Source organism: Asaia sp. Ae19-3 (assembly GCF_059801175.1).
The window spans coordinates 2,489,977-2,509,770 of the sequence record NZ_JBCHWF010000001.1 but is presented as its reverse complement, the minus strand read 5'-3'; the positions used below and the strand labels follow the sequence as shown (position 1 = coordinate 2,509,770).

At 60.6% G+C, this 19,794-nt stretch carries 18 protein-coding genes and 3 tRNA genes; 14 read left to right on the top strand and 7 right to left on the bottom strand.

Annotated elements, in window-relative coordinates:
* The first annotated feature begins 40 nt into the window (after positions 1-40).
* Positions 41-1,489, top strand: coding sequence for an APC family permease (locus AAID99_RS10950; RefSeq protein ID WP_188425506.1), 1,449 nt, complete (start codon positions 41-43; stop codon positions 1,487-1,489).
* A 13-nt stretch (positions 1,490-1,502) separates the two neighbouring features.
* On the opposite strand, the gene AAID99_RS10945 is transcribed toward AAID99_RS10950, so the two are convergent.
* Positions 1,503-1,577 (bottom strand) — tRNA-Thr (locus AAID99_RS10945).
* 92 nt (positions 1,578-1,669) lie between these two features.
* Here AAID99_RS10945 and AAID99_RS10940 point away from each other — a divergent pair.
* From AAID99_RS10940 to AAID99_RS10930, 3 genes are read left to right on the top strand one after another with little or no spacing between them, the layout of a single operon-like run.
* Positions 1,670-3,145: a paraquat-inducible protein A gene (locus AAID99_RS10940; RefSeq protein ID WP_188425507.1), complete on the top strand. Its 1,476-nt coding sequence runs from the start codon at positions 1,670-1,672 to the stop codon at positions 3,143-3,145.
* Positions 3,142-4,827: a PqiB family protein gene (locus AAID99_RS10935; protein ID WP_498493857.1), complete on the top strand. Its 1,686-nt coding sequence runs from the start codon at positions 3,142-3,144 to the stop codon at positions 4,825-4,827. Before AAID99_RS10940 ends, AAID99_RS10935 begins: the two co-directional genes overlap by 4 nt.
* Before the next feature lies 1 nt (position 4,828).
* Positions 4,829-5,473 (top strand): PqiC family protein, encoded by a 645-nt coding sequence (locus AAID99_RS10930; RefSeq protein WP_498493856.1) that lies wholly within the window; start codon positions 4,829-4,831, stop codon positions 5,471-5,473.
* A 118-nt stretch (positions 5,474-5,591) separates the two neighbouring features.
* Here AAID99_RS10930 and nusG read toward each other — a convergent pair whose 3' ends face one another.
* From nusG to AAID99_RS10915, 3 genes are all read right to left on the bottom strand, one after another.
* Entirely contained in the window at positions 5,592-6,122 is a 531-nt protein-coding gene (nusG, locus tag AAID99_RS10925) for a transcription termination/antitermination protein NusG (protein ID WP_023979810.1), read from the bottom strand.
* An 11-nt stretch (positions 6,123-6,133) separates the two neighbouring features.
* Positions 6,134-6,418: a preprotein translocase subunit SecE gene (gene secE / locus AAID99_RS10920; RefSeq protein ID WP_229719543.1), complete on the bottom strand. Its 285-nt coding sequence runs from the start codon at positions 6,416-6,418 to the stop codon at positions 6,134-6,136.
* 86 nt (positions 6,419-6,504) lie between these two features.
* Positions 6,505-6,581 (bottom strand) — tRNA-Trp (locus tag AAID99_RS10915).
* Between the two features lie 184 nt (positions 6,582-6,765).
* Here AAID99_RS10915 and AAID99_RS10910 point away from each other — a divergent pair.
* A tRNA-Gly gene (locus tag AAID99_RS10910) sits at positions 6,766-6,839 on the top strand.
* A gap of 60 nt (positions 6,840-6,899) precedes the next feature.
* On the opposite strand, the gene AAID99_RS10905 is transcribed toward AAID99_RS10910, so the two are convergent.
* Positions 6,900-7,451, bottom strand: coding sequence for a hypothetical protein (locus AAID99_RS10905; protein WP_498493853.1), 552 nt, complete (start codon positions 7,449-7,451; stop codon positions 6,900-6,902).
* A 275-nt stretch (positions 7,452-7,726) separates the two neighbouring features.
* Here AAID99_RS10905 and atpH point away from each other — a divergent pair, with 275 nt between their 5' ends.
* Genes atpH through atpC form a run of 5 tightly spaced genes read left to right on the top strand, consistent with a single transcriptional unit; the run spans position 7,727 to position 12,699 of the window.
* On the top strand, positions 7,727-8,374 hold the full coding sequence (gene atpH, locus AAID99_RS10900; protein ID WP_408860560.1) for an ATP synthase F1 subunit delta: 648 nt from the start codon (positions 7,727-7,729) through the stop codon (positions 8,372-8,374).
* Entirely contained in the window at positions 8,374-9,909 is a 1,536-nt protein-coding gene (gene atpA / locus AAID99_RS10895) for a F0F1 ATP synthase subunit alpha (protein WP_188425509.1), read from the top strand. The genes atpH and atpA overlap by 1 nt, the downstream gene beginning before the upstream one ends.
* A 9-nt stretch (positions 9,910-9,918) precedes the next feature.
* Positions 9,919-10,794: a F0F1 ATP synthase subunit gamma gene (locus tag AAID99_RS10890; RefSeq protein ID WP_188425510.1), complete on the top strand. Its 876-nt coding sequence runs from the start codon at positions 9,919-9,921 to the stop codon at positions 10,792-10,794.
* 26 nt (positions 10,795-10,820) lie between these two features.
* Positions 10,821-12,275: a F0F1 ATP synthase subunit beta gene (gene atpD, locus AAID99_RS10885; RefSeq protein WP_188425511.1), complete on the top strand. Its 1,455-nt coding sequence runs from the start codon at positions 10,821-10,823 to the stop codon at positions 12,273-12,275.
* A gap of 4 nt (positions 12,276-12,279) precedes the next feature.
* Positions 12,280-12,699 carry an ATP synthase F1 subunit epsilon gene (gene atpC, locus AAID99_RS10880; RefSeq protein ID WP_188425512.1) on the top strand — a complete coding sequence of 140 codons (420 nt, stop codon included), beginning with the start codon at positions 12,280-12,282 and terminating at the stop codon, positions 12,697-12,699.
* Positions 12,700-12,812: 113 nt separating this feature from the next.
* Here atpC and queF read toward each other — a convergent pair whose 3' ends face one another.
* Entirely contained in the window at positions 12,813-13,283 is a 471-nt protein-coding gene (gene queF / locus AAID99_RS10875; RefSeq protein ID WP_188425513.1) for a preQ(1) synthase, read from the bottom strand.
* 29 nt (positions 13,284-13,312) lie between these two features.
* Here queF and rnd point away from each other — a divergent pair, with 29 nt between their 5' ends.
* The gene (gene rnd / locus AAID99_RS10870) at positions 13,313-14,500 is read left to right on the top strand and encodes a ribonuclease D (RefSeq protein ID WP_498493852.1); all 1,188 of its coding nucleotides are present in this window, start codon (positions 13,313-13,315) and stop codon (positions 14,498-14,500) included.
* A gap of 203 nt (positions 14,501-14,703) precedes the next feature.
* A complete protein-coding gene (locus AAID99_RS10865; RefSeq protein ID WP_498493851.1) occupies positions 14,704-15,369 on the top strand; it encodes a GcrA family cell cycle regulator in 666 nt (221 codons plus the stop codon).
* An 81-nt stretch (positions 15,370-15,450) separates the two neighbouring features.
* Here AAID99_RS10865 and AAID99_RS10860 read toward each other — a convergent pair whose 3' ends face one another.
* Positions 15,451-15,975 (bottom strand): bactofilin family protein, encoded by a 525-nt coding sequence (locus AAID99_RS10860; protein ID WP_498493849.1) that lies wholly within the window; start codon positions 15,973-15,975, stop codon positions 15,451-15,453.
* Between the two features lie 475 nt (positions 15,976-16,450).
* Between AAID99_RS10860 and AAID99_RS10855 the strand changes: the two genes are divergently transcribed.
* Positions 16,451-17,428, top strand: a complete 978-nt coding sequence (locus AAID99_RS10855) for an adenosine kinase (protein WP_498493848.1) — start codon at positions 16,451-16,453, stop codon at positions 17,426-17,428.
* Positions 17,429-17,754: 326 nt separating this feature from the next.
* The gene (typA, locus tag AAID99_RS10850; protein WP_188425518.1) at positions 17,755-19,578 is read left to right on the top strand and encodes a translational GTPase TypA; all 1,824 of its coding nucleotides are present in this window, start codon (positions 17,755-17,757) and stop codon (positions 19,576-19,578) included.
* Positions 19,579-19,794 lie beyond the last annotated feature (216 nt).

Below are 19,794 nucleotides of genomic sequence, written 5' to 3'. Positions count from 1 at the left end.
CACGCTTCCTTTTGTTCAAGCTCTTGAGGAAAACGGCATCATGGCGGCTGAAGGCCAGTCTCGCATCCTGCATCGTCAGCTCGGGCCGTTCAGCCTGTTGATGATGGGTATCGGCAGTGTGGTCGGTGCCGGTATCTATGTTCTGCCCGGTATTGCCGCCGCCCATTATGCCGGGCCTGCCGTCTCCCTCTCATTCGTTCTGGCTGCCATAAGCTGCGGCTTTATTGGCCTGTGCTATGCCGAGCTTGCTTCTGCCCTGCCTGAAGCCATGGGGGGGGCCTATGGCTATTCGCGCGTTATTCTGGGCATTGGCCCTGCGTGGTGGGTCGCCTGGATGCTGGTGCTTGAATATGCTCTGGCTGGCTCGGCCGTGTCGGTTGGCCTGACCGGCTATCTTTCCGGCCTGCTGGCATCCTGTGGCCTGACCCTGCCTGGTGCTGCAACCAATTCGACGGTCATCTGGCATGACGGGGGTTTCCATCTGGCTGGCCAGATCAATGCGGTCTCGCTCTGTCTGGTTCTTGTGCTCGGTCTGATCCTGTCTCGGGGCATTCGTCAGGCGAGCCGGGCGAATGGCGCTTTCGTTCTGCTCAAACTGGCCGTTCTCGTCGTTTTTGTCTCCGTGGGCTGGAGCCATGTCAGGCCTGCTCTGTGGCATCCTTTCCTGCCGCAATCCGAGGGCGGGTTCCATTTCGGTCCGGCGGGTCTGCTGCGTGCCGTCGCGGTTGTGTCCTTTGCCTATCTCGGGTTTGACTCGATCTCTATTGCCGCATCGGAGGCGCGCAATCCCGGACGTGATGTGCCGTTCGGTCTGATCGGTGCGCTGGCGATCAGTGCGGTACTTTATGTGATGGTGTCGCTGGTCATGACCGGGCTGGTGCCGTTTCGCGCGCTCGATGTCGCAAGCCCTGTCGCCCTTGCCGTGCAGGCCCTCGCCATGCCGTCTCTGGGATTCGTTCTGCAATTCGGATCGGTGATCGGTCTGGGGTCTGTGCTGTTCGTCAGTCTCTATGGTCAGTCACGGCTCTGCCATATCCTGGCTCATGACAGGCTGATCAGTGAACGGTTCAGTCTGGTCGATCCGAAAAGCGGCGCACCGGTTCTGGCGATTGCCATGACGACGGCGCTCACAGCCCTGACCGCGGCTCTGCTGCCCATCGCGCTTCTGGCCGATCTGGTCAGTATCGGCACCATGATCGGCTTTGTCGTGATTGCAGTGGCGGTCATGAAGCTGCGTGGCGATGCCACACGCGCTCCGGCGCGTTTTCGCGTGCCTTTGCCCGGTCTGCGCGTCGGGACTCTCTGGATCGGTATTGTGCCCGTGCTGGCGATCGTGACCTGTCTGGTCAATCTGACCACTGTGCTGAGTGATCTGGTCGCACAAAGCCTGAGAGGCGACTGGATCCCGCTCGGGTTTCTGGCGTTATACTGTGTCGCAGGCTGGGTGCTCGGGCGTCGAAGCACGAGGGCGATCCACAAGGCGGGATGATGCAACGGGAAAGTGGTGCCGACACTCGGAATTGAACCGAGGACCTACTGATTACGAATCAGTTGCTCTACCCCTGAGCTATGTCGGCGTCCTTGGCGCGGTGCTATAGCCGAGACTGCGGGGGACTGCAACAGGGCAAACACCTATCTCTCAACGGAATCGTTCGCTACACTATGATTCATGTCTGATCGCTTCCATAAGCGTCTGTGGCGCAATGCCGTCACGATGACTTCTTCCGTGACGCCTTCCCCGACGCTGAAAGTCGTGGAGGGTGTGCGCGAATGCCCCTATTGCGGGCTTTTCCAGACAGTGCCGCGTCTCAAGCGCGGGCAGGTGGCCTTCTGCACGCGGTGCGATGCCCAGTTGGCCCGGCGCAGGCGCACGGCGCCTATCGCTGCCCCCACGGCCTTCTGTCTTGCCTCGGCAGCGCTCTATCTGGCGCTTCTCATCACCCAGTTGCTGACGATCAATGTTCATGGTCGCGTGAACACGGTCACGATTCTGACAGGGCCGATCGAACTCGGCAGAGAAGGATTTGGCGAAATTGGCGTCATTGTCGGCCTGACCACTCTGGTCATGCCAGGCATCGTGATTGCGCTTATGGGGGCCATTCTGATCGGGGCCAGCCGGCGGCATATGCCGGATTGGGCGCCGCGCCTCATGTCCTGGTACGACAGGCTGCGCGAATGGTCGATGATCGAGGTTTATATTCTCGGCGTGTTCGTCGCCTATACCAAGCTCATCGATCTGGCGATTGTCGATCTGCAGGCTGGCGTGTTCCTGATCGCGGCGCTCATGTTCACCATGGCGGCTACCGATTCCACACTCGATGTCGAGCGTATTTGGCATAACCGCGACATTCGCGAAGAGATGGCAGATGGCGAGGGACGTATCCTGCCGGTCGAGCATCTGACGGCAACTGAAGAGTTCATGCCATCGCTGCAGCACATGCTGTCCTGCCATTCCTGCGGGCTGGTCATGGCATTCGATCACCCCGTGTCGCGTGAAGGCGATATGGGCGATTGCCCGCGCTGCCATCAGATCCTGCGCCGACGCAAATCCAACAGCCTGACCAATGCCGCCGCCCTGCTGCTGGCCGGGATCATCTGCTATATTCCGGCCAATCTCCTGCCGGTCATGACCTATACGAAGATGGGTCAGCCCGACACCAGCACCATCATCCATGGCGTGATCGAACTCTGGCAGTCTGATCTGATCCCGTTGGCGCTGCTGGTGCTTTTTGCCTCGATCACCGTGCCGGTGCTCAAGATCGTCTCTCTTGCCGTCATGGTTATCGGCACATGGCGCAAGCAGAAAAGGGGCCTGCGCAATCTCACCAAGCTGTATCGACTGATCGATCTGATCGGACGCTGGTCGATGATCGACGTGTTCATGATCTCAATTCTGGTTGCGATCGTACATTTTAACTTTCTCGCCAATGTTCTCGCCGATCCAGGTGTGGTTTTCTTCACCATCGTCGTCATTGTGACGATATTTGCGGTGCATAGCTTCGACCCACGCAGCATGTGGGACGCCGCAGGGGAAAACGGCCCGGTTCCGGCTCCCGACGAGGCAAGACAAAATTCCGCACCGGGAGGGATCTCCGAGGGCGGTACTTCATTTCCTCCTCACGATATGGAGCCTGAGCGCGCGTGAGCGACCAAAACGATCAATCCCGTCAGAATTCACCCGCCCCCAAACAGGCCGGGGTCAGAAAGACGCGTTTCTCGGTCATCTGGCTGATTCCGATCCTAGCGATCGTGATTGCCGGATGGCTTGCCTGGCGGAGCCTTGCCAATCGCGGGCCGGACATCACCATTACCTTCGATACGGCTTCCGGCCTGACTGCGGGGCAGACCCAGGTCAAGAACAAGGCCGTGACGTTGGGTACGGTGCAGGATATCAGCCTGACGCCGGATATGCGCCGCGTGATCGTACATGTGCGCATGAATGGCGATACCGAGGATATCCTGACCGATCACACGCGTTTCTGGGTCGTGCGCCCGCGTATCAACGGTGCCAGCATTACCGGTCTCGAAACGCTGCTGTCCGGGGCCTATATCGCGATCGATCCGGGTGAGAAGGGTGGTCGCTACGAGAGCAATTTCACAGGGCTTGAAGCAGCCCCTGGCGTGCGCTCGGACCAGCCCGGTTCCACCTTTATGCTGGTAACGCCCACGCTTGGCTCGATTGGTGAAGGGGCGCCGGTCTTCTTCCGTGACATGTCGGTAGGTGAGGTGCTGGGTTACACCATGCCACCGGGTGGCGAAGGCCCGATCATGGTCCAGGTCTTCGTCAAGTCGCCCTACGATCATTACCTGCGCACTGATACACGCTTCTGGAATGTCTCTGGTGTTCAGGTCGGGCTCGGTGCAGGTGGGCTCAAGGTTCAGCTTACCTCGCTTCAGGCGCTGCTTTCGGGCGGCGTGGCTTTTGGTCTGCCAACAAGACGCCTCAAGGTGGATGCGCCCCAGGCGCCTGCCAATTCGGTCTTCAGACTGTATGGCAGCCAGGCCGAGGCCGATAACGCGCGCTATCATCAGAGAATCAAGGCCGCCACCTATATCGACAGCTCCGTCAAGGGCCTCACAAGCGGGGCAACGGTCAGCATGTTTGGCATTCAAGTGGGCAGCGTGACCGATGTTTCGCTCAAGGTGAACGAAAAGGATGCTTCGGCCCGCGTCCGTGTCGAGATGGAACTCGAACCGGAGCGTGTTCTGAGCACCGAAGACAGCTCACGCGACGCACGGCACAAACTGCTTGAGGCATTTGTGGCGCGAGGGATGAGGGCTTCGGTCGAAAGCGCCAGCTTCCTGACCGGCGAATCGATGATCGGCCTGCAATTCGTCAAGAACGCCAAGCCCGAGAGTCTGACCTATGAGGATGATGTCGCCATCATTCCGAGCCAGCCTGGCGGTATCGACGGCATCATGGCTTCTGCGGCGACGACCATGGACAAGGTGGCGGCCATGCCGCTTACCCAGATCGGTGAGCATCTGAATGATCTGCTGGCACATGCCGATCAGCGCCTGGCGAGCCCGGAAGTGAAGCAGTCGATTGTCGCTCTGCGCGATTCGCTGCGTCATATTTCCGAGCTGACCCAGAATGCCGATAAGGGCATGAAGCCCCTGCTCAAGAAGCTGCCCGCCATGAGCGATGCGCTTCAGGGTACGTTGAAAAACGCGCAGGTAGTGCTGGCCAGCTATGGTGGCGATACCGATTTCCATCGCGATTTGCAGGCCATGATCACCCAGCTCGGCCAGGCGGCGCGTTCCATACGCTTCCTTACCGACTACCTGAATCACCATCCTTCGGCACTGATTACGGGACGCCACTGACGTGAAGATATTGCTTTCTCTCCGCTCGCATCGCGCCATGCGCCGTCCCGTCGCTGTTGCTGCCCTGTCGCTTCTGACGATGACGGGGCTCTCGGCCTGTGGCAGCGATCCGACACTTTACTCCATCGCGCCCGTACCCGGCGTCGCCCAGCAGGGCGGCCCGGTTGTGGTCGAGGTGCGCACGCCTGTCGTGACCGCCAGCCTTGATCGCGACGAAATCGTGCGTCAGGACAAGGACTACAAACTGGGCATCGCGAAGGGGAATGCCTGGAGCGAAGGGATTGGTGACATGATCGGGCGTGTTTTGACGCAGGATCTGGCGCAGCGCCTGCCGGGAACGACCGTTTTTGCCCAGAACGACGCGGTTTCGACCAAGCCTCTCGCTTTCGTCGAGCTGACGGTTACGGCCTTCAATGCCGATCAGCAGGGGAATGCGTCCCTTGTCGGATCGCTCTCGGTTCATGGCGAAAAATCCGGCATTGGTCCGAATCTCACGATTCCGGTCCAGCTGCAGACCCATCTCGAAAACAAGCAGGCCAACACGCTGGTGGCTGGTCTCAGCACCCTGACAGGGCAATTGGCCGATCTGGCAGCACAGAAGATCCGCGCCCTGCCGGTATTGCCAGTGCTTCCGGCCACGCCCTGAGGGCTTGCGACGGCTTCTCCCTTGTTTTCAGGGAGGAGCCTTTCGGGCTCTGCCAAACAGGCACAAAAAAACCCGCTTCCTTTCGGAGGCGGGTTTTTTCAGGCTTAGAGCCGAATAATCAGAGCTTCTCGACCTGTGTGTAGTCGAGTTCCACCGGTGTGGAGCGACCGAAGATCGAGACGCTGACCTTGAGGCGCGAACGCTCTTCGTCCACTTCCTCGATGACACCGTTGAACGAAGTGAACGGACCATCGGCTACGCGGATCTGTTCGCCGATCTCGAAGGTAAGAGCCGAACGCGGACGCTCGACACCTTCTTCAGCCTGCTTGAGCATACGCTCTGCCTCCGCCTCGGTGATGGGCGAGGGACGGTTGCGCGTGCCCAGAAAGCCGGTGACCTTGGGGGTATCCTTGACCAGATGCCAGGCATCGTCGGTCAGTTCCATTTTCACCAGAACATAGCCCGGGAAGAACTTGCGCTCGGCATTGATCTTGCGACCACGGCGCACTTCGGTAACGTCCTCGGACGGTACCAGAACTTCCTCGAACTGATCGCTCAGACCTTTCTGAGCTGCCTGTTCCTTGATGTGGGTGGCAATCTTCTTCTCGAACCCGGAATAGACATGCACGACGTACCAACGCTTAGCCATGGTTGTTCGTCTTAGCCTCCAATGCCAAAGAGTTCGCGCACGCCAAGCCCGATAACCTGGTCGACGACGAAAAAGAAAACAGAGGTGAGGGCGGCCATGGCCAGCACGGCGCCCGTTGTAACCAGCGTATTGCGGCGAGTCGGCCAGGTGACCCTGGTTGCTTCCGCGCGGACGTCTTTCAGGTATTGCACCAGATTGAAACGGATTGCTGGTTTTGCAGAGGGTTTCGGGGCGCCACCCTTAGAGGGCGAAGACTGCTGCGACCCGTTTTTGGGGGTAGTGACCGACACCGTCATCCTCATGTTTATCTGAAAGCCGCGCGTGGCGGAATACCGCGCCCGACTCCGCTCGCTGACTTTATCAGCCAGCGGCTGCGGCGTGGTGGCAGGGGCGGAGGGTCTCGAACTCTCAACCTCCGGTTTTGGAGACCGGCGCTCTAGCCAATTGAGCTACACCCCTAACGTCGTCCGCCTGGTCAACCATCGCAGATGAAACATCCGGTCCGGTTGGGTCATGACGAGACCACTTGCGGCGTAATGCGGCGCCGGAGCGCTTAAGTCAAGAGATCATTTGCAGTTTTTCGGCCAAAACTGTCACTTGCCTCGCGCCGGGATCGGCGTTAGGGAGGGTCATCAGCTGAAGCGCGGGCGTAGCATAGTGGTAATGCAGTAGCCTTCCAAGCTTCTGAGGAGGGTTCGATTCCCTTCGCCCGCTCCAGCCGATCCTCTCCCGAAAAATTACATCAGAGTGCCTTTGTTCAGGCGCGTGTCCGCGTGCTCACTCTGTCAGGCAGGGTTTGTGGCTGGGCGTTGCTGACGCAAACTGCGTGATCATGAGGGCGACAGGCGCATCGCCGACATTGCCCGAGAGATGGCCGATATGACCGTCCCTGTCGGCTTTGGCGCCAACGTCCTCACTCAGCAGGGCGTCGCCCGGGTTCAGTTCCACCCGTGTGCCATCCATGCTCTGAACAAACCACACGCCTTGGATCGGGATGATCCATTGCACGCTCTCCGGCGCATGCCAGCCGCCCTTCCAGTGTGCAGGCTGCACACTGGTCACCATACGGGCCTGCCCCTGCTGCGCGTGATTGACCCATTGCGGGTCCGCATGGGGTGCCAGTTGCCTGAGAGTGAAATTGCGCAGTTTGCATTTTGTCAGATGGCTCACGCCCTGCTCATCGGTCCAGTTATCCCAGTAGGGCACACCTGCAGGTTGTTCCGGTGGGGCTGCGGCCAACGCGGGTGAGGAGAGAATCGCCAGAGAGCAGACAAGCGGGGCGAGACTGCGTCGGGAGGGAATGAGAGGGGCGCAGGAAATGAGTGACATAACTGTCCTTGTTCTGAGCAGGGAGAAGCGCCCGGTTGTGGCAAAAACCGCCGCGAGAGTGCAAATCCGGAACAAAGCGCTTGCGGAAGGTCTGGTGAAGCCGGGAAGGTTCCTGTCCGTGGCCTGCTTTGCACCAGAGTGTCAGTTGCACAGGGCGCTAGACGCGTGCTAGACGCCCCGCGAGGCCTGATCCGTTATTGCGGAATCGGGATGAACAGTCTCGTTACCTGAGTCATGATCAATCGGTTGCATGAGTGGTGCGTTGGGGCAAAACCCTGCACGGCTCCCCCGTTGGTCGTCAGGATGTTTGTGTAATTGGGGTGGGAACGCCAGACGTGACAGTGGTCGAAACAGCCGAAGCACCGCAGGTCAGCTTGGACTCGCCAGGAGGCGTGGCCCATCGCTACGCCCTGGCGCTCTACGAGTATGCCGAAGAGAAGTCGGTACTCCCTGAGGTGCTCGATCAGGTGCGTGCGCTGCGCAAGCTGATTGTGGAAAGCGCGCCGCTGCGCGACTTCCTCACCGACCAGAGTCTTGATTCCCGTCAGGCTGGCCAGGGACTCGGCGCCGTGCTGAAGGCCCAGGGTTTCAGCGAAACGCTTCAGCGTTTCATTGGCGTCATCGCGCGCAACCGTCGCGCCGCACGCCTCGATGATATTCTCGGTGCGGTTATCGCTCTTGACGCCAAGCGTCGTGGTGAGACCGTGGCCGAAGTGCGCAGCGCACAGCCGCTCAGTGCGGCACAGCGCAGCGCCTTGCAGACTCGCCTGGCAGAAGCGGGCTATGCCCGTGTGTCCATGATCGAACGCGTCGAGCCCGAGCTGATCGGTGGCCTTGTCGTGCAGATCGGCGCCAAGCTATTTGATACCTCCATTCGCGGGCGTCTGACCCGCATCCAGAATGCCATGAAGGGAGCCGCGTGATGGATATCCGTCCCGCAGAGATTTCGGACATCCTCAAGCAGCAGATCGCGTCCTTCAATGACGATGCGCAGGTCTCCGAGACGGGCACCGTCCTGTCGATCGGTGACGGCATTGCGCGCGTCTATGGCCTGTCCAACGCCATGTCAGGCGAAATGGTCGATTTCCAGACCACGGGCGACCGTGGCATGGTGCTGAACCTTGAAGAAGACAGCGTCGGCGTTGTCGTGTTCGGCGATGGTGACGGCATCCGCGAAGGTGACACCGTCACCCGTACGGGCGCTGTGGTCGAAGTGCCGGTCGGCAAGGGTCTTCTGGGCCGCGTTGTTGACGCTCTCGGCAACCCGATCGACGGCAAGGGCCCGCTGACCGACGTCGTCATGAAGCGCGCAGAGGTCAAGGCGCCCGGCATCATGCCGCGCCAGTCCGTCTGCGAGCCGATGCAGACCGGTATCAAGGCCATTGACGCCTTGGTGCCGATCGGCCGTGGCCAGCGTGAACTCGTGATCGGTGACCGTCAGACCGGCAAGACCGCCATTCTGATCGACACCATCGTTGCCCAGAAGCCCGTCAACGCCACGGGTGACGAGAAGCAGAAGCTCTACTGCATCTATGTTGCCATTGGCCAGAAGCGTTCGACCGTTGCCAACCTCGTTCGCACGCTGACGGAAGAAGGCTCGATGGAATACTCCATCGTTGTCGCTGCAACGGCTTCCGACCCGGCACCGATGCAGTATCTTGCTCCATACTCGGCCTGCTCGATGGGTGAGTTCTTCCGTGACAACGGCATGCATGCCCTGATCTGCTATGACGATCTGTCGAAGCAGGCCGTGGCCTATCGCCAGATGTCGCTGCTGCTCCGTCGTCCGCCGGGCCGTGAGGCTTTCCCGGGTGACGTGTTCTATCTGCATTCGCGTCTGCTCGAGCGCGCTGCCAAGATGTCCGACGAGTTCGGCGGTGGTTCGCTGACGGCTCTGCCGGTCATCGAGACGCAGGCTGGTGACGTTGCTGCCTACATCCCGACCAACGTGATCTCGATCACCGACGGTCAGATCTTCCTTGAGACCGATCTGTTCTACAAGGGCATCCGCCCTGCCGTGAACGTCGGTGGTTCGGTGTCGCGCGTCGGCTCCGCAGCCCAGATCAAGGCGATGAAGCAGGTTGCCGGCAAGATCAAGCTGGACCTGGCCCAGTATCGTGAAATGGCTGCGTTCGCGCAGTTCGCTTCCGATCTCGACCCCGCAACCCGCAAGCAGCTGGAACGTGGCGCCCGTCTGACCGAGCTGCTGAAGCAGCCGCAGACCTCGCCGCTGCCGGTTGAAGAGCAGGTTGTGGTGCTGTTTGCCGGTACGCGTGGCTTTGTCGACGTGGTAAAGGTCGATCAGGTCGTGCGCTACGAAGCCGCTCTGCTTGCCGAGATGCGTGGCCCGGGCAAGGACATTCTCGACGCCATCCGCAATGATCGCCAGATCAAGCCGGAAGTCGAAGCCAAGCTGACCGAGCTGCTCACGGCGTTCAACAAGCGCTTCGAAGCCTAAGGACGGATCATGCCCTCGCTGAAGGAACTGCGCGCCCGGATCGCGGGCGTGAAATCACAGCGCAAGATCACGAGCGCCATGAAAATGGTTGCAGCGTCAAAGCTGCGCCGTTTTCAGAAGCATGCCGAGGCCTCGCGTCCCTATGCTGCTGCCATGCGTCGCATGCTGGCCGAGCTGGCTGTTGCAACAGCCGGTCAGGGCGAGCTGCCGATCCTGCTCGAAGGTGGCAAGGGCTCGACCCATCTCGTCGTTCTTCTGACCAGCGATTTCGGTCTTGCCGGTGGCTTCAACGCCAATCTGGTGCGCGCAACGCGTCAGATCGTGGCGCGTCTCGAGGCACAGGGCGAAACGGTGCGCATCCTGCCCGTCGGCCGCAAGGGCGGCGATGCCATGGCGCGCATCTTCCCCACCAAGCTTGTTGACCGTATCACGGGCACGGGCGGCCGCGAGGTGCAGTTCCAGGCTGCTGCCGAGCTTGGCGAGCGTGTGACGGAATTGCTGACCTCGGGTCAGGTCGATCGCGTGACGGTTGTGTTCAACCGCTTCGTGAACGCCATGACGCAGACACCGACAGAAGAGGCCCTGGTGCCCCTGACGGTGCCTGAGAACGACAATCAGACAGAATATAGCGCTCAATACGAATTTGAGCCCAATGAAGCCGAGCTGCTCGCTCAGCTTCTGCCGCGTAACATCCAGGTGCAGTTCTACGCAGCGCTTCTCGAAAGTGCAGCTGGCGAGCAGGGCGCGCGCATGACCGCCATGGATAACGCGACACGGAACGCAGGCAAGGCGATCGACGAATTGTCGCAGCGCTACAACCGCACCCGACAGAGCAACATCACCAAAGAACTTATCGAGATCATCTCCGGCGCTGAAGCCGTCTGAGACTTTTACGCAGGAGCCGAAATACGATGTCCGAAACTCTGTCGTCTGCCAGCAGCAACGTCGTGGGTCGCGTGACGCAGGTCCGCGGTCCCGTGGTCGATGTCCAGTTCGAAGGCACGCTGCCGCATATCCTCAATGCGCTGCACGTCCAGATTGGCGACCAGACCCTCGTGCTCGAAGTGGCACAGGAAATCGGTGAGCGCGAAGTGCGCTGCATCGCCATGGACAGCACCGATGGTCTGGTCCGTGGCAGTGCCGTCAAGGATACTGGCGCGCAGATCACCGTTCCGGTTGGTCCGGCCACGCTTGGCCGTATCTTGAACGTCATTGGCGAGCCCGTCGATGAGCGCGGCCCGGTTGTGTCCGACAAGCATTATCCGATTCACCGCAAGGCCCCGTCCTTCGAAGACCAGGCTGCTGCGTCCGAAATTCTCGTGACCGGCATCAAGGTTGTCGATCTGCTCTGCCCTTACCTCAAGGGTGGCAAGATCGGTCTGTTCGGTGGCGCCGGCGTCGGCAAGACCGTTATCATTCAGGAACTGATCAACAACATCGCCAAGGCCCATGGCGGCGTGTCCGTTTTTGCCGGTGTCGGCGAGCGTACGCGTGAAGGCAACGACCTGTATTTCGAAATGCAGGATGCCGGCGTGATCAAGATCGGTGAAGACGGCTCGACGGCTGGCTCCAAGGTCGCACTGGTCTATGGCCAGATGAACGAGCCGCCGGGTGCCCGCGCCCGCGTTGCCCTGTCTGCCCTGTCTCTCGCAGAATATTTCCGCGACGAGGAAGGCCAGGACGTGCTGTTCTTCGTGGACAACATCTTCCGCTTCACCCAGGCCGGTTCGGAAGTTTCGGCTCTGCTGGGTCGTATTCCTTCGGCCGTTGGCTATCAGCCGACGCTGGCCACCGAGATGGGCGCCCTGCAGGAGCGCATCACCTCGACCAAGAAGGGCTCGATCACCTCGGTTCAGGCCGTTTACGTGCCTGCCGACGATCTGACCGATCCGGCTCCTGCCGCGACCTTCGCCCATCTTGACGCCACGACCGTGCTGAACCGCTCGATCGCTGAAATGGGTATCTACCCGGCTGTCGATCCGCTCGACTCCACCTCGCGTTCGCTCGACCCGAAGATCGTCGGTGAAGAGCACTACCAGGTGGCCCGTGACGTGCAGCGTATCCTTCAGACCTACAAGGGCCTGCAGGACATCATCGCGATCCTGGGCATGGACGAGCTTTCGGAAGAGGACAAGCAGGTCGTGGCGCGCGCACGTCGCATCCAGCGCTTCCTGTCGCAGCCGTTCCACGTGGCTGAAGTCTTCACGGGTTCGCCGGGCAAGCTCGTTGCGCTTGACGACACCGTGCGCAGCTTCAAGGCGATTGTGGCCGGTGAATACGACCACCTGCCGGAAGGCGCTTTCTACATGGTCGGCCCGATCGACGAAGCGATCGCCAAGGCCGAGAAGATGAAGGAGTCGGCGTAAGCCCATGCCGGTTCAGGTCGAAATCATCAGCCCGGAGAAGCTGCTCTTCCAGAAGGAAGTAGACATGGCTGTCATCCCGGGCGAGGAAGGCGATATCGCGGCCATGCCGGATCACGCGCCGATCATGCTGCTGCTGCGCGGTGGCGTCGTCAGTCTCTATGAGAATGGCGTCGTTACCGAGCGTTTCTTCGTCTCCGGTGGTTTCGCCGATATCACGGCCGATCGCTGCACCATCCTTGCGGATGAGGCGCTTCCGATCGAGGATATCGTTCTGAGTGAAGCAGAGAGCCGCCTCGAAATGCTGGAAACCCAGCTGACGAATGTGGCCGCTGACGACATTGCCGATCAGGATCGTCTGTCTCGCAAGATTCAGGCGACCAGAGCGGCCATCGAGGCCGCCGAAGCGACCCACCCGCTTCACTGAATTCTTGAAAAAGGCCGGTTCCCTCTCAGGGCACCGGCCTTTTTCATACCGGAAAGCGATTTTTTACGATCGCTTCTATTCCGCCCCCGTCCTGGGGGCGATGGTCGCGTGATCTAGCCGCGACCGCGATAGCCGGGCACGTCCTGAGCCGGAATCCAGACACCCTTCGGTGCTTCACCCGTCTGCCAGAAGACGTCGATGGGAATACCGCCGCGCGGATACCAGTAGGCGCCGATACGCAGCCATTTCGGGTTCAGGATCTCGACCAGTTTCACGGCGATACTGACCGAGCAGTCTTCGTGGAAAGCGCCATGATTGCGGAAGCTGGTCAGATAGAGCTTCAGTGACTTGCTTTCGACGATCCATTCGTCTGGAATATAATCGATCACGATATGTGCAAAATCGGGCTGGCCCGTGACGGGGCAGAGCGAGGTGAACTCCGGTGCCGTGAAGCGCACGACGTAATCGCGGCCTTTATGCGGGCTCGGTACGCGTTCAAGCGTTGCGGTTTCCGGGCTGTCCGGCTGGGTTGTCTGACGGCCGAGCTGGCTAAGCGCCGCCAGATCGTTCTCTGATGTGGTCATGATGGTCTGCCCTGATGTATGGAAGGGAAATGCAAGTGTCTCAAGCCGGTTTCCCAGCCCCAGTCATCGTGTCTTCTACAGAAGATTTGGCGCAACTTTGCGCCCGACTCAAGCAGGAGCCGTTCGTCACGATCGATACGGAGTTCGTGCGCGAACATACATACTGGCCTGAGCTTTGTGTGGTGCAGCTGGGTGGTGTGTCCGATGTAGCCGTCATCGATACGTTGGCGCCCGGGCTGGACCTCGCACCCCTTGCGGATCTGCTGGCGACAGAAAGCTGCGTGAAGGTCTTCCACGCAGCCCGCCAGGATCTCGAGATTTTCCTGCATCTCTTCGATGCGCTGCCTCGCTCCATTTTTGACACGCAGGTGGCCGCCATGGTTGGCGGCTATGGCGATCAGGTCGGCTATGACACGCTGGTCAATGCCATTACCGGCGCGAGCATCGACAAGACGCATCGTTTCAGCGACTGGGCAGCCCGCCCCCTGTCGAAGGCGCAGATCGCCTATGCAGCGGCAGACGTCACCCATTTGCGCAATGTCTATCTGACGCTGCATGACGAGCTTGAAAAGCAGAACCGCCTGCGCTGGGCCGACGCCGAGCTTGCTGTGCTGAATGATCCGGCAACCTTCCGTCCCGATCCGCGCCGCCAGTGGGAGCGCCTCAAGGCGCGCACCAATAATCGCCGCATGCTGGCCGTGCTGCGTGAGGTTGCTGCCTGGCGCGAGACCGAGGCGCAGGCGCTGAATATTCCGCGTCAGCGTCTGATCCGCGACGAGAGCCTGCTGGAAATCGCTGCTGTTCGTCCTCAGGATTCCGAGGCGCTGTCGCGTGTGCGTGGTGTCTCGCGTGGTTTTGCTGAAGGCAAGGCCGCACCGGGGCTGCTCGCTGCCATACAGATTGGCATTGATCTGCCGGAAAAAGACCTGCCCCGCCCGCCGCGCAAATCGGATGGGGCCAAGCCATCTGCTGCGCTCGTGGCGCTGCTCAAGGTGGTGCTGGCTGCAAGCTGTGAGGCCAATCGCGTGGCGCCCAAGCTGGTCGCGACGAGTGATGATCTGGACAGTCTCGCGCTGGGCGAGACCGACAGCCCCGTCCTGCAGGGATGGCGTCGCGCCGTTTTTGGCGAAGACGCGCTTGCTTTGCTCAAGGGAGAGATCCATCTCGTGGTCGAGGGGCGCAGTGTTCGCCTCGTCAGGTCCCCCAGCGCGGAGTGAATGCGCGTAAGTGGCGATGCCTTCTGCGTCATGACAGCGGCTCGCCCCTCATTCTTTGGTAATTCGTGCGGGTTCAGATTGACTTGAGCAAGAGCTCCGTGTTTATCCGCCAGTCTCATCATAGAAAAATCCGCTTTACGGATTGAGCAAGTCGTAGCGACACCCTAGTTTTACGTCACAGGACTGAATGAGGAGCACGGGCGATGGAATGGACTGACGAAATAATCTCCCGTCTTCAGACGCTTTGGCAGGAAGGACTATCCACTGCCGAGATTGGCAGGCAATTGTCGATCACGAAAAACGCCGTTGTCGGCAAGGCCCATCGCCTGGGTCTGCCACCGCGCCCATCGCCGATCCGCGCGACGGCCAAGCCACGCAAGGACGCAGCAACCGAAGCTCCGGCCGCGCCTGTCGCCGACGAGACGGTAACGGTAGCTCCGGCTGCGCCGCAGACCGCGCCCGTCAGCGAGGCGAAACCGTCAGTCGCAGCTGCACCCGCAGCGCCTGTCGCCGCCGAGCCGGTCGCGCCGCCTGTTTCCAGACCGGAACCGGTTGAAAAACCCGCCGCAAGCGCCAGTTCTGGAGTGCCTGATAACGCTGCGCCTGCTGCCAGCAAGCCCAGCCCGACCCGCAAACCCGCCGAGGCCAAAACCATGTCGCCAGACCTGATGCTTCGCCCGCTTCTGCGCCCGTTGACGACAGAAACCTCACCGCGCCGCGGTCCGGCCTGCTGCTGGCCGAACGGTGATCCCGGCACGCCCGGGTTCCATTTCTGCGGTGCCAAGCCCGTTCCCGGCAAGCCTTACTGCGCCGAGCATTGCGCAATTGCCTATGTGAAGCTGCGTGACCGTCGCGAAAGCGTCGGCTGATCTTTCCAGCTTAAGGCTTCGCCCTATAAAAAAGCCCGGTCATCAAGGACCGGGCTTTTTTGTATCTGGTCCCTGGCGGGCTCAGGCGGAAGGGGTCGTTTCTTCCGGCTTTTCGACAGCCGGCGCCGACGTTTCGAGCGAAGCGGGGCGCGGCGGCATGTCACCCGTGATCATTTCGAGATGACCCGTGATCTGGCCACCATCTTCGACCTGCAGGCGGCGGCAACGCGTCTTGCCGATCAGTTTGCCGGTAGCGCGCACGGTCAGGTTGCCGCGCACGGTCAGCGTGCCGTCAATCGTACCGGCCAGATCGGCATCTTCCACTTCGATCTCGCCGCGGAAAACACCGCCCGGTGCAACGGAAAGCTCGGCTGCCTGAAGCAGGGAGGCTTCAACCGTCCCTTCGACCACGAGACGCTCTGCGTCCTGAATCGAGCCCTGAACCGAGATGCCGCGTCCCACGACGAGCGTACGGCGATCAGAGGTTTCACGACGGCCGCCGGGGGCAGCAGCAGCTGCTGCTGCGGGGCGTGCCGGAGCTGCCGGGGCCGCAGGCGTGGCAGGCGTGGCAGGAGAGGGAGGGGTGGGGAACGGCGAACGACCCATCGCGGCAGAATCCTTGATTTGAGAGGCTGGTGAAGCGTCGGCTGCTGGGGCCGGACGCTCAGGAAAGAGCGAAGCGCTGCCCGAGCCGGGAGCAGTCGCTTTTTGACCAATACTGGCCGAAGCACCTGAAGATTGAGGAGCTGTATCTTCTGGTTTGCGTCGTTTGAACAAGAGAACCCCGCTGCGCGTTCAAAGAGGTGGCGGTTCGGGTGCCGCTGGCGGCTTGGGACAGGCGAGATGCCAGTAAAACAGCATCTCACGCCCTTACCCGGCTTACACGTTAAGATGCGCAAGCGACAAGCCGATAAACGGCAGGTTTTCGCGGTTTTTGACCCTGACCGAGTCTTGTGTCATGGCCTTTGGCGAAGAATGCCGAACCTGTCGTTCACGCAGCGTTACGATCGCGATTGATCATGTTGATTTCATGGCGTGAATAAGGGTTCTTCCGCTTTAATTCATCTCTTCTGGAGACTTCATGACTGCGCCTGCTCTTGATCTGCTCTGCATCGGCAACGCCATTGTCGATATTCTGGCCCCGGTTTCCCAGGAGACGCTGACCGCACTCGGTTCGCCCCTGGGCAGCATGACCCTGATCGATGCCGCCCAGGCTGCAGAAATCGAAGCGAAGATCACGCCTGAGCAGGTCATGGGTGGTGGCTCCGCTGCCAATACTGCTGTTGTTGCCGCCCGTCTCGGCGCCCGCGTGGGCTATCTTGGCAAGGTTGCTGCTGATGAGGCCGGGCTTGGCTATGCCAGAGATCTGACCGCGCAAAACCTGCTTTATCCTTCTGTTCCGGTCGAGGGGGCTGACCGCCCGACGGCGCGCTGCATCATTCTGGTCACCCCTGACGGGCAGCGCACCATGCATACCTATCTCGGCATCTGCACCGAGTTCGGGCCTGAAGATGTCGATCAGCAAGCAGTTTCCAGCGCTGCCGTGACCTATATGGAAGGCTATCTCTTCGACAAGGATCGCGCCCAGGCCGCCTTCATCCTTGCCGCCGAGACTGCTCACAAGGCAGGGCGCCGCGTCGCTCTCACCCTGTCGGATACGTTCTGCGTTGCCCGTCATCACGATGCTTTCCGCGCGCTTGTTGCTGGCCATATCGATATTCTTTTCGCCAACGAAGCCGAGATCTGCGCTCTCTACGGCACCGATGATTTCGATGCCGCCTCGGCTCAGGCAGGCGCCGATGCCTCCCTCGTCGTGCTTACCCGCGCCGAGAAGGGCGCTGTCATTCTCTCTGAAGGCCAGCGGCTCGTCGTGCCGACCGAACCGGTCAAGGTGGTCGATACCACGGGCGCTGGCGATGCCTTTGCTGCCGGTTTCCTTGCCGGTCTTGCCAGGGGGCACAGCCTTGAGGCCTGCGCCAAACTCGGCAACCAGTCGGCCGGGGCTATCATCACCCGCATGGGCGCCCGCCCTGCAGAGGATTTCGCGCTCAAGGCGTGAGGTCTTCATGGGGCTCTGCCCCATCCCCCGCCAAAGGGCAGTCGCCCTTTGGAAATCCTTTCGAAATCAAGCAGGGATGAAAGGATCTTGCTCCTTTCCGGGGCGCGGGGCAGCGCCCCGTATACCTTGCCCGCTAGAAGTCCAGCCCCTCGAGCAGGCACGATTTCACCATGTGATGCCTGAAAAACCCGTCTTTTCGGAACCTTTCATTGCACTCTGACGGGAAATTGTGCAGAACACGGCCATTCTGTCAGTCCCGGCTTTGTGTCGTTCCCAGGGAGCGATCCGGCAGGGCGTGACCCTGCAAGCCCGATCAGGACCGCTTCATGGAAATCCGTAACATCGCCATTATCGCGCACGTCGATCATGGCAAGACCACCCTTGTTGACCAGCTTCTCAAGCAATCCGGCTCGTTCCGCGAAAACCAGCATGTTGCTGAGCGCGCGATGGACAGCAACGACCTCGAGCGCGAGCGTGGCATCACCATTCTTGCCAAGTGCACCTCGGTCGTCTGGAACGAGACGCGTATCAACATCATCGACACGCCAGGCCACGCCGATTTCGGTGGTGAGGTCGAGCGTATCCTGAGCATGGTGGACGGCGCGATCATCCTGGTCGACTCGGCTGAAGGCGCTCTGCCGCAGACCAAGTTCGTGCTCGGCAAGGCGCTGGCCCGTGGCCTGCGTCCGATCGTGGTCGTGAACAAGATCGACCGTGGCGATGCCCGTCCCGATGAAGTTCATGAAGAAATCTTCGACCTGTTCGCAGCTTTGGGCGCCGACGAGCATCAGCTCGACTTCCCGATGCTGTACGCTTCGGGCCGTCAGGGCTGGGCCGATCTGGAAATGAACGGCCCCCGCAAGGATCTGTCCCCGCTGTTCGACCTGGTGCTGCGCCACGTGCCGACGCCGGGCCTCGACAAGGAAGCCCCTTTCGGCATGGTTTCGACCATTCTCGAGAGCGACAACTTCCTGGGCCGCATCCTGACGGGTCGTATCGAGCAGGGCCGCGCCCGCGTGAACATGCCGGTGCGCGTGCTGCGCCCCGATGGCACGATCGTGGAAACGGGTCGTCTGACCAAGCTGCTGTCGTTCCGTGGCCTGGACCGCGTGCCAGTGGATGAAGCCGAAGCCGGTGACATCGTGGCTGTGGCCGGTCTGTCCGACGCAACCATTCCCGACACCATTGCAGACCCGGCTCTCGATGCGCCGCTGCCCTCGACCCCGGTCGATCCGCCGACCCTGACCATGACCTTCCGCATCAATGACGGCCCTCTGGGTGGTCGTGAAGGCAAGAAGGTGACGTCGCGCCAGATCCGTGATCGTCTGTTCAAGGAAACCGAAGGCAACGTCGCCATCAAGGTTACCGAGAGCGCCGAAAGCGAAGCCTTCGAGGTTGCCGGCCGTGGTGAACTTCAGCTTGGCGTGCTTATCGAGACCATGCGTCGCGAAGGCTTCGAGCTGACCATCGGTCGTCCGCGCGTTCTCTTCCGTAACAACGAAGAGACTGGCGAGCGTGAAGAGCCGTACGAAGAGGTTCTGGTCGACGTCGACGAGCCCTATTCGGGCGTGGTCGTCGAAAAGATGTCGATGCGTAAGGGCGTGATGCAGGACATGCGTCCGTCGGGTGGTGACAAGGTTCGTCTGACCTTCCTCATCCCGTCGCGTGGCCTGATCGGCTATCACGGCGAGTTCCTGACCGACACGCGCGGCACAGGCATCATGAACCGTCTCTTCGCGGGCTATAAGCCCTATGCAGGCACGATCGAAGGCCGTCGCAACGGCTCGCTGATCTCGGCAGAAGACGGTGCGACCACGCAGTACGCCCTGTTCTCGCTGCAGGATCGCGGTACGCTTTTCGTCGATGCTGGCGAGAAGATCTACACGGGCATGATTCTCGGCGAGCATTCGCGTGAGAACGATCTCGATGTGAACGCCGTGCGTGAAAAGAAGCTGACGAACATCCGCGCCGCCGGCAAGGACGACGCACTGCTTCTGACCCCGCCGCGCAAGATGAGCCTTGAGCAGGCCATTGCCTATATCGAAGACGACGAGCTGGTCGAAGTGACGCCGACTGCGGTGCGTATCCGCAAGCGCTACCTCGACCCGAACGAGCGCAAGCGCATGTCCAAGGTCAAGTCTGACGTCTGATAAGGATGTGTTTCCTGACCGGTTGGCACCAATCGGTCGGGCGGCATCCTGACAGGACGACAAGGCCCGTTCACAAACGAATGAGCTTTTGAAGAAAGGTCACCGGTAGCGGTGGCCTTTTTTTATGATCATGTCGCGATTAAGGCGAATATGCGCCTTTACCGTGCGATTACAGTCATTTTATCTAATTTCTTTCGAGACGATTTGAGAAAATAC

What these genes read in the sequence shown, in the direction of transcription:
- atpA (WP_188425509.1), top strand. Translation starts at nt 8,374, where the DNA reads ATGGATATCCGTCCCGCAGAGATTTCGGACATCCTCAAGCAGCAGATC.
- AAID99_RS10905 (WP_498493853.1), bottom strand. Translation starts at nt 7,451, where the DNA reads ATGTCACTCATTTCCTGCGCCCCTCTCATTCCCTCCCGACGCAGTCTC.
- AAID99_RS10865 (WP_498493851.1), top strand. Translation starts at nt 14,704, where the DNA reads ATGGAATGGACTGACGAAATAATCTCCCGTCTTCAGACGCTTTGGCAG.
- typA (WP_188425518.1), top strand. Translation starts at nt 17,755, where the DNA reads ATGGAAATCCGTAACATCGCCATTATCGCGCACGTCGATCATGGCAAG.
- AAID99_RS10890 (WP_188425510.1), top strand. Translation starts at nt 9,919, where the DNA reads ATGCCCTCGCTGAAGGAACTGCGCGCCCGGATCGCGGGCGTGAAATCA.
- secE (WP_229719543.1), bottom strand. Translation starts at nt 6,418, where the DNA reads ATGACGGTGTCGGTCACTACCCCCAAAAACGGGTCGCAGCAGTCTTCG.
- atpD (WP_188425511.1), top strand. Translation starts at nt 10,821, where the DNA reads ATGTCCGAAACTCTGTCGTCTGCCAGCAGCAACGTCGTGGGTCGCGTG.
- AAID99_RS10860 (WP_498493849.1), bottom strand. Translation starts at nt 15,975, where the DNA reads ATGGGTCGTTCGCCGTTCCCCACCCCTCCCTCTCCTGCCACGCCTGCC.
- atpC (WP_188425512.1), top strand. Translation starts at nt 12,280, where the DNA reads ATGCCGGTTCAGGTCGAAATCATCAGCCCGGAGAAGCTGCTCTTCCAG.
- rnd (WP_498493852.1), top strand. Translation starts at nt 13,313, where the DNA reads ATGCAAGTGTCTCAAGCCGGTTTCCCAGCCCCAGTCATCGTGTCTTCT.
- nusG (WP_023979810.1), bottom strand. Translation starts at nt 6,122, where the DNA reads ATGGCTAAGCGTTGGTACGTCGTGCATGTCTATTCCGGGTTCGAGAAG.
- AAID99_RS10950 (WP_188425506.1), top strand. Translation starts at nt 41, where the DNA reads ATGGCGGCTGAAGGCCAGTCTCGCATCCTGCATCGTCAGCTCGGGCCG.
- AAID99_RS10855 (WP_498493848.1), top strand. Translation starts at nt 16,451, where the DNA reads ATGACTGCGCCTGCTCTTGATCTGCTCTGCATCGGCAACGCCATTGTC.
- queF (WP_188425513.1), bottom strand. Translation starts at nt 13,283, where the DNA reads ATGACCACATCAGAGAACGATCTGGCGGCGCTTAGCCAGCTCGGCCGT.
- AAID99_RS10940 (WP_188425507.1), top strand. Translation starts at nt 1,670, where the DNA reads ATGTCTGATCGCTTCCATAAGCGTCTGTGGCGCAATGCCGTCACGATG.